The 10817-nt window shown below is 49.9% G+C and carries 17 protein-coding genes and 1 tRNA gene; 1 reads left to right on the forward strand and 17 read right to left on the reverse strand.

Annotated features, from left to right (window positions below):
- Positions 1 to 374 precede the first annotated feature (374 nt).
- The 10 genes from M0R80_28715 to M0R80_28760 form a co-directional block, all read right to left on the reverse strand.
- Entirely contained in the window at positions 375 to 641 is a 267-nt protein-coding gene (locus M0R80_28715; GenBank protein ID MCK9463621.1) for a hypothetical protein, read from the reverse strand.
- Between the two features lie 705 nt (positions 642 to 1346).
- Positions 1347 to 1418, reverse strand: a tRNA-His gene (locus M0R80_28720).
- A 333-nt stretch (positions 1419 to 1751) separates the two neighbouring features.
- A complete protein-coding gene (locus tag M0R80_28725) occupies positions 1752 to 2168 on the reverse strand; it encodes a hypothetical protein (protein MCK9463622.1) in 417 nt (138 codons plus the stop codon).
- Positions 2169 to 2833: 665 nt separating this feature from the next.
- Entirely contained in the window at positions 2834 to 3550 is a 717-nt protein-coding gene (locus M0R80_28730) for a hypothetical protein (GenBank protein MCK9463623.1), read from the reverse strand.
- A gap of 326 nt (positions 3551 to 3876) precedes the next feature.
- Positions 3877 to 4068, reverse strand: a complete 192-nt coding sequence (locus M0R80_28735) for a hypothetical protein (protein ID MCK9463624.1) — start codon at positions 4066 to 4068, stop codon at positions 3877 to 3879.
- Positions 4069 to 4512, reverse strand: a complete 444-nt coding sequence (locus tag M0R80_28740) for a hypothetical protein (GenBank protein ID MCK9463625.1) — start codon at positions 4510 to 4512, stop codon at positions 4069 to 4071.
- A gap of 96 nt (positions 4513 to 4608) precedes the next feature.
- On the reverse strand, positions 4609 to 4878 hold the full coding sequence (locus M0R80_28745) for a hypothetical protein (protein ID MCK9463626.1): 270 nt from the start codon (positions 4876 to 4878) through the stop codon (positions 4609 to 4611).
- A 267-nt stretch (positions 4879 to 5145) separates the two neighbouring features.
- Complete coding sequence (locus M0R80_28750) at positions 5146 to 5334, reverse strand: hypothetical protein (protein MCK9463627.1); 189 nt, start codon at positions 5332 to 5334, stop codon at positions 5146 to 5148.
- Between the two features lie 600 nt (positions 5335 to 5934).
- Positions 5935 to 6939: a DUF945 domain-containing protein gene (locus M0R80_28755; GenBank protein ID MCK9463628.1), complete on the reverse strand. Its 1005-nt coding sequence runs from the start codon at positions 6937 to 6939 to the stop codon at positions 5935 to 5937.
- Positions 6940 to 7071: 132 nt separating this feature from the next.
- Positions 7072 to 7356 (reverse strand): hypothetical protein, encoded by a 285-nt coding sequence (locus M0R80_28760; protein MCK9463629.1) that lies wholly within the window; start codon positions 7354 to 7356, stop codon positions 7072 to 7074.
- 184 nt (positions 7357 to 7540) lie between these two features.
- Here M0R80_28760 and M0R80_28765 point away from each other — a divergent pair, with 184 nt between their 5' ends.
- A complete protein-coding gene (locus M0R80_28765) occupies positions 7541 to 8236 on the forward strand; it encodes an HNH endonuclease (GenBank protein ID MCK9463630.1) in 696 nt (231 codons plus the stop codon).
- Here M0R80_28765 and M0R80_28770 read toward each other — a convergent pair.
- The 7 genes from M0R80_28770 to M0R80_28800 all read right to left on the reverse strand — a co-directional run.
- On the reverse strand, positions 8233 to 8508 hold the full coding sequence (locus M0R80_28770; GenBank protein MCK9463631.1) for a hypothetical protein: 276 nt from the start codon (positions 8506 to 8508) through the stop codon (positions 8233 to 8235). The two genes, M0R80_28765 and M0R80_28770, sit on opposite strands and share 4 nt — an antisense overlap.
- Before the next feature lie 275 nt (positions 8509 to 8783).
- The gene (locus tag M0R80_28775) at positions 8784 to 8957 is read right to left on the reverse strand and encodes a hypothetical protein (protein MCK9463632.1); all 174 of its coding nucleotides are present in this window, start codon (positions 8955 to 8957) and stop codon (positions 8784 to 8786) included.
- A complete protein-coding gene (locus tag M0R80_28780; protein ID MCK9463633.1) occupies positions 8957 to 9142 on the reverse strand; it encodes a hypothetical protein in 186 nt (61 codons plus the stop codon). The genes M0R80_28775 and M0R80_28780 overlap by 1 nt, the downstream gene beginning before the upstream one ends.
- Positions 9143 to 9178: 36 nt before the next feature.
- Positions 9179 to 9472 carry a hypothetical protein gene (locus M0R80_28785; protein MCK9463634.1) on the reverse strand — a complete coding sequence of 98 codons (294 nt, stop codon included), beginning with the start codon at positions 9470 to 9472 and terminating at the stop codon, positions 9179 to 9181.
- Between the two features lie 100 nt (positions 9473 to 9572).
- Complete coding sequence (locus M0R80_28790; protein MCK9463635.1) at positions 9573 to 10049, reverse strand: hypothetical protein; 477 nt, start codon at positions 10047 to 10049, stop codon at positions 9573 to 9575.
- A gap of 38 nt (positions 10050 to 10087) precedes the next feature.
- Positions 10088 to 10348, reverse strand: coding sequence for a hypothetical protein (locus M0R80_28795; GenBank protein ID MCK9463636.1), 261 nt, complete (start codon positions 10346 to 10348; stop codon positions 10088 to 10090).
- Positions 10349 to 10551: 203 nt separating this feature from the next.
- The coding region (locus M0R80_28800; protein MCK9463637.1) for a hypothetical protein at positions 10552 to 10817 on the reverse strand (266 nt) is incomplete at its 5' end.

A 10817-nucleotide genomic window follows, 5' to 3' on the forward strand; every position in this document is an offset into this window, starting at 1 on the left:
TCGTTGCTGGTTCGTTGCTGGTTCGTTGCTGGTTCGTTGCTGGTTCGTTGCTGGTTCGTTGCTGGTTCGTTGCTGGTTCGTTGCTGGTTCGTTGCTGGTTCGTTGCTGGTTCGTTGCTGGTTCGTTGTTGCTCCGTTGCTGGTTCGTTGTTGCTCCGTTGCTGGTTCGTTGTTGCTCCGTTGTTGCTCCGTTGCTGCTCCGTTGCTGGTTCGTTGTTGCTCCGTTGCTGGTTCGTTGTTGCTCCGTTGCTGGTTCGTTGTTGCTCCGTTGCTACATGGTTTGTAGCTATTGCTACAAAGCAATGTTATTGTTGGTACAATAGGCAAGGGGCGGGGGAGACGAAACCCGCCCCTTGCCATCGACCATCGAACGTACTACGCAGCCGCCCCCCTTGTTTGCGGGGCTACACGCTCCAAGCCCATCACTCGGCAGAACTTGCGAGCTTGGCGTTTGGTGGCTTCTTTGCCACCCAGCCACAAGATGAAAGCGGCATAGGCGGGGTGGGCTTCGCTCATCACGTCGATTGCCTTGCCAACCGTGACGGGTTGCACAGGCTGGGGCTTGACGATCTTGGCCTTACCCTTGGCTTCGGTCTTGGGGGCGGGGATCGGGGCAAAACGGGCGAGAATAATTTTCGCCATGACTCGGGCTCCTTGAATTGGGGTGGTTGTGTGTCGCACTACACCATTTCGATGTACAGGAAAACTAAGCTAGGATATATCAGGGTACGGGATACATCCAAGCCGTGGGATATATCTGAGATATTCCTCCCTGCCTTATTAGGGCAGGGAGGATATACCCCACAACACCCCTTAGCTGACAAGTTGACGCCGACGACCGAGGAAGGATTGCACCGATTCCAGTGAAGCATCCCGCAATTCCATCGGCACGACTTGCTTACGCACGAGAAGCAAGGCGGCAGTCTCGGACGTGGCTCTTTCCCTTGGGGTACAACGGCAGGGGTTGCAGCCACAATCTTCGCAACAGCCGTCCAAAGCTGAAATCCCAACGTGGTTCAGAGATACCATGATCGAACTCCCTTGTGATGGTGGTGGTTGTGTCGCACTAACACCCTGCCAATGTACAGGAAAACTTTATTTTATTTTTTTCCCTGCCTTGCGGGTTGCCTTGTTGGCGAGTCGCTTGCCCGATTTTCGCAAGTGTTGGCAATAGCCGTGGGCAGCGTGGGCCTTGGTGGCACCTTCAGTTTTTCGCATGATGATACTCCGATTGAAGTTTACTTGCCGAGGTGGGAATATGGCCTCCACTTCGGCAGCGGTGAGTTGTCTACCATCTAATAGCAATACAAACATCGGATGTATCCCTTCGATGTACAGGAAAACGAGGGTGATCGGTGGGAATCGAACCCACTAAAATCTGGTTCACAGCCAGACCCCTAGCCGTTCGGGATCGACCACAGTAGTTCCCACGGGTAACGATCCCGTGCATACGTCCCACAGAACTATCCTGCCAATGTACAGGAAAACTAAATTGATTTTCCTTTGCATCCTTGTCGCCTATGTCGTCTCATCTTGTTTTTGCTGGCGAAAGAACGCCCACAATGCCCACAGGTAGATGGCACAATGTTCTGCCCTGTGTAATTGGGTGATGGGATGGCTTTTGTTTTGCCCATGATGTTTTCCCTTTCATTGTGCCAATGTACAGGAAAACTAATTAAATTAAGTTTATACAAACGCAAAGCCCCCGCATTTTATTGCGGGGGCTTTGTTGCCGGTGGCGACGATCAAACTTTACTTGCTTTCGGTGGGTTGCCAATCGGCGGGCACGAGCCAAGCCGCATCGTCGTCCTTGGGGAACGGGATGCCGCAATTCTCGCACCAATAGGCGGCGTCACGGGTGCGACCGCTGGCCTTGTAGAAGGGGAGCGGGTTGCCGGTGGTGCCGAAGTATTGCAGGGCGAGACCGATGGCCTTGACGCTCTTGGCTTCCAAGGCTTCCTGTTCCCGCACCTGACGCAGATGCTTGACGGACGCTTGCAGGATGTTGGTGAAGCTGTCGATCAGGCCCTTGCAGGCGGTCACGGCTCGCTTGCGTCGATCCGCCTTCAGTTCGGCGGCAGCCTCTTGCAGCACTTCGGCCTCGACGGTGAGGGGGCTGGCTTGCTCCACGCTGGAACGGGCAATCAGGTCGTCCAAAGTCGTCTTCATTCGCTAACTCCTTGGGGTTGGTGGGCAACCGTTGTGGTCGCCGCTATCGGGTGAATGTACAGGAAAACCATGCTGGATTTAGTTCGCCACTAGGCTCCAGTCGCCACTACCAACTTAACCACACGCTGAGTCTAATGATTATTTATAAATAATCATTTTAGGCTCCTTGGTTGTTGTGGATTGTTGTCCCCTCAGACGGCACAAGGCACACGCTGGGCAGTCATTTCTACCATACCTTTCGGCAAGGGGATCATTAATTTTTTTATAAGAGCGGAGCAGAGGTTTCCCACTGGTCCCGGCTTGCACGGGACTGTCCCTGGCACAAAAAAATTACTGTCCGATCTATTCCCTCAATGTACAGGAAAACTATCAATGATGAAAAAATAGCCCACCCGATGACCAGTCGGGTGGGCTGGCGACCACAACACACAGGAGAAATAAGGATGATAACTTGCCGCCCCGATGACGAACCGGGGCGGCTGAGACCAAACCTGAAGAACGAAGGTCCAATGTACAGGAAAACTTGCCAACCCTGTTGTTTCTGGTTAGGTGGGCGGCATGATTACCGCACTCAAGTAATCTCTCAATGTACAGGAAAACTATCAGGGGAAAGATTGCCTCGGATATATCTTGCGGATATATCCGAGAGCAATCCCCACAACCCCCTAGACACTCACTTGATACTTGCCCCGCTTCACTTGGATAACTTCGTACTTGCCCCGCTGCTTCAGGTCGAAGCTACGGAGGCTTAGGACGTTCTCCAAGTGGGGCATACGCACGCATACCTCTTTCGTATTGTCGCCCCCCTCAAGGAGGTAGGGCTTGCCGTCAATGTCAAACTCTACATCGGCCCCATCCCTGCAACCCTGTTTCTTAGAGGGTTCGGCTTTCGGGGGCAGGTATTGGGCCAAGTCTGCCCAATCGGGGGATACTTCCAAGCCCGTGCGACGATCAAGCCATGCCTCTTGGCGTAGGCTGTTTTCGACCCATTCCATCCCTTCCCCTCTTGTCTTTGCGAACAAGAGGCAGAGATAGAGGGCTTGTGTTTCGACGTGTTGGGCTATGTACCTATTCAGGTGTATCCCCTTGCCCTTCCACAGAGCGGCAGCCTCAAAGGCGGGGATAAACCCATCGGCATTAGCCTGAAGGTTTGCTTGCCAAGCCCGATTGACCATCTTGGCATAGTCTGCCCCGGCGAAAACCAATCGCTCGGAAAGGTGGTCGATTGTGCTTTCCCCATCTTGCAGATAGGGGTTAGGCTGTTTGGTCAAGCGGCTCTTGACGTTCATCTTCAGGGGGGTGAGCATCGTAACGCTACAGATGCGGCAGCCACCTTGATAGCGGTCGAGCCACTGAGCTAATTCTACTGGGGTCACTTGCATGGTTCATTCTCCGTATTGGGGTGTTGTGTTCGCCACTGACCCTCCAATGTACAGGAAAATCAATTATAATTTAATTTTCGGGTGCATTGGCAGCAAACGTCCAATGTACAGGAAAAGTAAATTAAAATTGAACGTAGCGATGCAGGCGGTAGCATCCTGACCATGCCTAGAGTAACAGAGCATCATTACTCACGCTCATGGTGTCGCTGCTCTGAGGATGCTACCGTTTGCATCGTAAAAATGCCCACGGCTATGGCGGTCTTGTGGCTTTTAACCACCGCAGCAGGATTTTCATAGCCGGGGCAAACGTCCAATGTACAGGAAAACTAAATTGATTTTCCCAGTCTTTGCTCTATGGCTTCGAGTTGTGGCCCAATGTCAATAGGCTGATGGGGTAGCTGTGCCACCATCTCAGCGGCTTGGAGTTGCAATTGTTGCAATTCCATTTGCTCATCGGGTGTAATGGTGCCCCTTACGTTCTTCGCAATCAGGGCGGCTCGGCGTTTGTTGTCCATCATTCACCTCATTAGGGCCTCAATGATTGCCAGCCCCTCATCGCCCCATTGTCTTTGGATTGCTTCCCGGCAGCTTTCGCCTTCGGGGGACTTGACCACATCGGCATCAAACTTGCAAACATTGAAGCCAATTACATGGTCAAAATAATTACAGAGTTGCCTTCCGAAAATACGATGGAAAGCAGAGGCTTGTTTTCTGCCCATCTGATAGCGGGCAATTTGCCTCTGTTCCCTCTCTTGCTGTGCCTCAAAGCAAGCTACGAGAAGCAGATTGCCATTTGCCTCTACATCATCGGTATAGGGCAAGTTAGGCCAACCCGCTTTGAGTTTCTCATAGCCCTTTGTCAGTTGTTCGTGCAAAGTCTTGGCTTGATCTTCACAGTTGAAGCGAGCAAAGATAGCCTTGCGGGCCTCAGTCATCGGCGGTGTTTTGATTTTCTTTGCCATAGTACCCATCCAATGTACAGGAAAACCAAGATTAAATTGCCCGGCAACCCCTATGATTGCTCATAGTTACGGGGGTTGCCGGGCCATGCATGTTTTCTAATCGTCGTAGCTGTGTTCCATGCAAAGGTGTTCAATCAGGCGGTCTTGATCGACCTTAGCAAACCAATAATCGGCCAGGACGGTAGACCCACCACTGGTTACAACTGGATTGCTGAACTCCACTTCGGGCGGGTCATCGGGCCAACCAGGATCGCCATTGCGTTGGGTGTGGCACCCTTTGCAACCGGGGGTAATGGTGTAATCCACCTCACCCTCAACTATGACTTCTTCATCTTCATACGTCCACTTGTGGGTTCCATGTATCATCGCAGTCTCCTGTTTGTGTGTCCGCACTTATCCAATGTACAGGAAAACTAAAACTAATTAGGATACATGCGTGCGGGCGGATATATCCGCTAGGATACTACCTCTTGGATACATACTGCCCAATCGTTCAAGTTTCCTGGCAGTTGGCTTACAGGGATACGCATGAGAGCGTTGCCCCTATGCCCATCCACTCGGATGCATCCGGGGATAGCATCCCCTTGCTGTGTATTGGTAAGGGGATCGAATTGCATCGCCATTCTGAATCCCTCATAGTAAACATGCATCTTCGGCTCCTTCGTGGTCGTAAATCTCAGCAATCTCGGAAGCAATAGCCATACGACAAAATCGGCTGATGCCATACTGCCGCTCAAAGGATTTCATTTCATTGATGCTAAGACTACGCCACCACTGAAATGCCTTGGCTTGAAATGCTTTGTCGTAGTATTTTGCTATCATATCGGTTCTCCTGCCTTCCCAATGTACAGGAAAACTAATGAACAAATAAATTAAATCAGCGTATATTATAATGGGGACGTGGTGCAAGTCCCATCAGGAGAATTATGAAGAACAAAAAATGCTACAAGTGCGGAGAAACGAAAGGAATAACAGCCTTTCACAAAGATGCTACAAAATCCGATGGACTCTGTGGTAAATGTAAGCGGTGTGCCAAGTCAACACGGAATATAGAGAGAGATAGGGCGGCATATCATCGCAACAAAGCCTATTATCAACGATACAGAGAGGAAGCTAATCAATTCCTATCCGCTGTCAGAATGTTCCTTGGCTGTCGTTATTGTGAAGAAAATACAGAGGTATGCTTGGACTTCCATCATTTATATGACAAACGATATGACATAACGAAAGTCAATAGCATACATGCTCGACTAAAAGAAATGTCAAAGTGTGTTTGCGTGTGTGCTAACTGCCACCGAAAAATACACAGCGGCTTGCTGGTCATATCTCCACAAGATATAATTGACCCCATTCAATTGACCCACCTAATAAAAGAACCCTCCCCACCATCAAGCAGTGGGGAGGGTTCGGGGTGGGCTGGTCCTACGCAGCCATCTCCAGGGCAATCTTAAGGGCAAGGGTATTGCGGGCAGCGTTCGGCCCAAACCAAAGCGAAGCAATCCGGTTGTTGGCTTTCTGCTCTGGCGTAATGATTTTGCCACCCTCACCACCCGCAGCGTGGGAAAGGTGTTCGGTCATTGCGTTGTACGCAGACCACCAACTCCCACGGATAGAGGGGAGGCTGTTGGCCTTGCTGTCGATGCGTTCGCAAATCGACTGCACGATATTTTTCATCTTCGTTGACATATCCTCCCCATCTTTGAGGGGTTTGTCGTTGGTCATGGTTCGGAGAACGAACTTGACCAAATCTTTTTGATTGACACCACGGCGGGCGAGCATCTTGAACTGCTCGGCGGTTGCCTCAAAATCGGCGTTTACGGTGTCGATGATGTCATGGACGGTTTCCAGACCGGCGTGAACCATCTTCGTATGCCGCAACTTCAGCAACTTGCTTTGGCTGTCGTTGTGGGCAGCCGCCAGGGTATTCGCACACACAACCCTGATGGGGGTGAAGCCGACCCTCACCGAGAGGCTTCCATCGTGCGAAGATGAGAGAAGCAAAAACTTCTCCACGCAATCCCCTGCGGCGATTTCAACGGGGTCACGGTTCAACTTGGCGAGAACCCAAACCCACTTGCCACCATTCAGCGACCCAGCCGTATGGAGGTATGCTTCCCCCTTGTCGAGGTAGGGCTGGAACCACTTGAACATATCGGCGTTCTGTACCACTTGATACTGACCGCCAACGATGCCCAATTCCTGCTCCTGCTCCTTGCCATCCACAAGCATACGGCGGCAGGTGTAGACGTTGCGGGGATATTCTCCGATGATTTCTCCCTCTTTGTCGAAGAGGGGTTCCATCGGGACAACGAACTGCCCCGCTGTCATATACCCACACTGGCGGGTATAGACATCCCAATTCATACCACTTGCGATGATGCCCTGGGGGACATCGTATCGGGTGGTTTCGGGGACGATGTTTCCCATGTTGTGCCACGGAACTGTGCCAACGAACATACCAGACTCAAACAGAGCGGACATTGTAGGACTCCTGAAAGAGGTTTCGTATCGTATCGTAGCGTTGTTGCTACACCGATCCAATGTACAGGAAAACTAAGATTATCTTAGCACCGCCATTTCGACCAAAGCCGTCAGATTGGTCTTGCCTTCCGTTTCCGTAGGCATCGCATCCACATCCAACACATCCCCGGAAATGGTGAAAAAGGTGTTGCTGCTCCAACGGCGAAACAAAGTCTTGATCGGCACCCCTCTGGTTCGCAGGTTCCAGATTTTCTGCTGGATACGCCAAGTGAAGCGATACCATTCTGGGTTGAAAAATCTGGCAAGATTTTCCTTAAACTCGGCCAAGCTGTCGCTTATCTGATACGCCTTGATGAAAAGCATGTCATCTCGGGAGACTCGGACATTGACATTCTCGCTCACTGGTAACAGATACATCTGAACACCTCTTGGATTGATGGATTGTGGAAATGCCAGCCGTGCAATGTACAGGAAAACTATTTTGGATTATTTCTATTTTGTTTGTAAAAATCCATTTCCTCCATACTATATAAGTATGGAGGAAAATATGATTAGAAAACAAAAAGAATATGAAAAAGCCAGACAACTACGACAATCTGGTATGCGAATAGATGATATTGCTAAAGAGGTAGGAGCAACACACGGCACTATTTGTATTTGGTGTAAGGATATAAAACTCATCACTCCAAATAGAAAACCAAGAGCCAAATGTAGAGTATGTGGCAAGTCGGCAAGTGGGCATCAGTTGTGCCACAAACATTTGTGTCGTTTTAAGAAGTATGGCACAACAGAGTTGCCGAAGAAAGAAACAAAATACTGTGAGGTGGCTGGATGTGTAAATCCGGCAAGACAAAAAGGATTATGTAATATGCATCGGCTACGATTGCGGGACTTTGGCGATGTAGGAATATCTCAGCCAAAGAAAAACAAAAAAGGGCAAGGACATATATCGGCTTCTACTGGCTATCGCTATTTTTATCGACCAAGCCACCCCAATGCAGGAAAAAATGGAACGGTTGCCGAGCATATCGTGGTAATGTCAGAGGTATTAGGGCGGGCATTATTGCCAAAAGAAACCGTACACCACAAAAACGGTGTCAAACTTGATAACCGTCCTGAAAACCTTGAACTATGGTCAATCGCCCATCCCACCGGGCAAAGAGTTGTTGATATGGTAGCGTTTTGCCACACCTACTTATTAGAACACAAAAAAGAATACACCCAGTGGCTTGCAGAACATTAATATTCTTCAGGCAGCAAAATGCACGTACTGCTTCTATCAGCTTCAGTTATTACCCAAATACGAGTGGTATCGTCTTTCAGGTGATAGACAGAGAGCAATCGCCCACCATCGACTAAGGCTTGATCGTTGAGGAGCTTATCCCCATCAGATACATCCCCCCAATCGTTTCGCTCATGTCGAGCCAGAAACTCCATCGCATTCTGGCCAGATGCTTCCAAGGCAGCCAGGGCACCGGGGGTCGAAACAACTTGACCTAATGAAACTAATCGCATTTTAATTTTCCTTTCATCAGCCTAATGTACAGGAAAACTAAGGAAGCAAGGCGTTGGCAATCACCACTCGAAGGTTACGCCATCATAAGATGGACGATGGTTTTGGGTGTGCATTACAACGCCTTGCCTCCTATCTCACATCGACGTGATCGACTTCACGAAAACCGTATGACGGCGTGCTGACGGGGACAATGATACGCCCATCAACTTGCCGCACATTGCCCAGGACATATCCCTGTTCCCAATCCTTGCCATCACGGGTACGGACTTTCACCTCATCCCTGTTGTGAAGTTGTGCCGCTTGTCGTAGCCTCACGGTTATCCTCCCAATCGAATTGTTTTTCAACTTGGTTTAGCGGCGTACCATCCTTGAGGGCTTGCCGCACTTTGGCAACCCGATCAGAGTCAACAATGATCGGATTGCCCAAGATGATAATAGTCTGTTTCATTACTCCTCCAGTTCTGTCGCATCCGACACCTCAAACCCATCTTGGCAGTTCTTATCGAACAAATCTTCGACGGGCATATCTTCCACCTTCGCCTCAGCATCTTCCTCACTGTCGGCCTCCACCATGATGGTGGCACCGAAGGTATAGCTCACAAGAAACTTTCGCTTTGCCTTTTTCTTTGCCATGACTGTTTCCTTTCAATTCCCTGATGTACAGGAAAACTAAGCGGCCAATTCCTTGACGTAATCAAGCAGGGTATGGAGATCGAGCAAATCATCCACGGAATAACCAGCGTGGGTTTCGACGTGCCGAATGGTTCGCTCAATCGCCGGGATGAACTTCGCCAAAAACTCGGGATCATCACCCTCCACAGCGAAATTATAGAACAAATAACCATCGCCGGGAAGGTTAGGCTCCTGCATATATGAGGGATCGGCACCCCACAGGGCAGCATACTCTTCCGGGGTATAGCCAGGGTTGACCACGAACTCAGGCGGATTGATGATCTTTCTCATTTTTTGTTCCCTTTCATCCCCCCAATGTACAGGAAAACTAACCTCTGTTGGTCATTGGGTTGTCAGAGCAACCCATATATTTACAGATTGCCAACAGAGGTTATTCTCCGAACGGATAGCACTTGTCTCGGGCGGCTTCATAGGCGGCTTTGGCCTTTTTCGCTGCCGCTTTGTTCGCCAATACCTCTTCGACCGTGTAATCAGAACGCAGGGCGGGCGGTTCCTGATATGATTCGCACAACTTCGTCAATGTCTGCCCGTCCAAATCGCCAATGTAGACGGTGATTTCATGGTAAACAGCGATGTCGCCGCCGTGTTCGGAGCGATAGGCAACGCAGGCTTTCACCGTCCAGGCCAACGAATAATTGCTGACGTGGCGATACACCATCAACTTGGGTGTATTGGCAAAGATTGGTAGTTTGGCCTGAATCTTGGCCATCAGTGGCCCGTCTTTTTTCTCAACGGCGGTGCCGACGTAAGGCCGGAAAAACTCCGTCAACTCCTTCCAGAGTTGCATAGCATACACATGAGCTATGTTGACTGCTTCGATCTTGGCCGCAAGTTCTTTTTCTCGCATGTTTTGTTTTCCTTTCGTTTTCCTAATGTACAGGAAAACTAGTCCCCGAATTGTCCACTCTCAAGATCAGGAATAACGACCGTCTGGGCGATTACTTCCCATGAGCAACGGAAGACACAAAACCCCAGTTCATCCGAGAGAATATCGGAACATTCATTCTCGGGGTCGAAATCGTCATCGACTTCAACGGTGAACTCGGAGGGCAGACCCAGCTTCTTGACTTCGGCCTCGCTGTAATCGCTTTCGTTGCCGGTGTCGGTCGTATCCCACTTGATGTCAAAGATTCGGATTTTTCTCATTTTGGTTTCCCTTTCAATTCCCCAATGTACAGGAAAACTTATTTTAATATTGTGTGTTGAGATTGCTCTACTACTGTCTGAGCTATGCCGATTGATGCGGCAGGACTACTATCCCCCAGTTGATACTAGGGGGCTTCCCTCTCTCTCAACACACAAATAGCGTTGGTTGGCTCAATCGTTCCAGTTCTGCCAGTGAAGGTAAACTATACTCTTTCGGTGGCCAAGGTGGCAATTTCTTCTTCGGCTTTCGCACCTTCCGAGGTCTGCCGACGATCTTCAAGCTCGAAGTCTTCATGCCAATGCTCCTCAGATAGTTGCGTGACATGGGGATGGCCATGCTCACGATGATAATCGCACAATTTTTCAGGGTTGCCGTTGGGCACATCTTGATGAAACGCACAAATGCAGCCCTGATCGCAACAACCACAGGATAGTGTTTTCATTTTGTTTTCCTCAGTGTTTTTCGCCA

This window comes from Pseudomonadota bacterium (assembly GCA_023229365.1).
In the GTDB taxonomy this organism is placed as follows: Bacteria; Myxococcota_A; Polyangia; order JAAYKL01; family JAAYKL01; genus JALNZK01.

Coding starts and splice junctions, on each gene's coding strand:
- M0R80_28795 (MCK9463636.1), bottom strand. CDS start 10,348: ATGAGAAAAATCCGAATCTTTGACATCAAGTGGGATACGACCGACACC.
- M0R80_28785 (MCK9463634.1), bottom strand. CDS start 9,472: ATGAGAAAGATCATCAATCCGCCTGAGTTCGTGGTCAACCCTGGCTAT.
- M0R80_28740 (MCK9463625.1), bottom strand. CDS start 4,512: ATGGCAAAGAAAATCAAAACACCGCCGATGACTGAGGCCCGCAAGGCT.
- M0R80_28770 (MCK9463631.1), bottom strand. CDS start 8,508: ATGCGATTAGTTTCATTAGGTCAAGTTGTTTCGACCCCCGGTGCCCTG.
- M0R80_28750 (MCK9463627.1), bottom strand. CDS start 5,334: ATGATAGCAAAATACTACGACAAAGCATTTCAAGCCAAGGCATTTCAG.
- M0R80_28760 (MCK9463629.1), bottom strand. CDS start 7,356: ATGCTTTTCATCAAGGCGTATCAGATAAGCGACAGCTTGGCCGAGTTT.
- M0R80_28775 (MCK9463632.1), bottom strand. CDS start 8,957: ATGAAACAGACTATTATCATCTTGGGCAATCCGATCATTGTTGACTCT.
- M0R80_28725 (MCK9463622.1), bottom strand. CDS start 2,168: ATGAAGACGACTTTGGACGACCTGATTGCCCGTTCCAGCGTGGAGCAA.
- M0R80_28745 (MCK9463626.1), bottom strand. CDS start 4,878: ATGATACATGGAACCCACAAGTGGACGTATGAAGATGAAGAAGTCATA.
- M0R80_28780 (MCK9463633.1), bottom strand. CDS start 9,142: ATGGCAAAGAAAAAGGCAAAGCGAAAGTTTCTTGTGAGCTATACCTTC.
- M0R80_28765 (MCK9463630.1), top strand. CDS start 7,541: ATGATTAGAAAACAAAAAGAATATGAAAAAGCCAGACAACTACGACAA.
- M0R80_28715 (MCK9463621.1), bottom strand. CDS start 641: ATGGCGAAAATTATTCTCGCCCGTTTTGCCCCGATCCCCGCCCCCAAG.
- M0R80_28755 (MCK9463628.1), bottom strand. CDS start 6,939: ATGGGAAACATCGTCCCCGAAACCACCCGATACGATGTCCCCCAGGGC.
- M0R80_28735 (MCK9463624.1), bottom strand. CDS start 4,068: ATGATGGACAACAAACGCCGAGCCGCCCTGATTGCGAAGAACGTAAGG.
- M0R80_28730 (MCK9463623.1), bottom strand. CDS start 3,550: ATGCAAGTGACCCCAGTAGAATTAGCTCAGTGGCTCGACCGCTATCAA.
- M0R80_28790 (MCK9463635.1), bottom strand. CDS start 10,049: ATGCGAGAAAAAGAACTTGCGGCCAAGATCGAAGCAGTCAACATAGCT.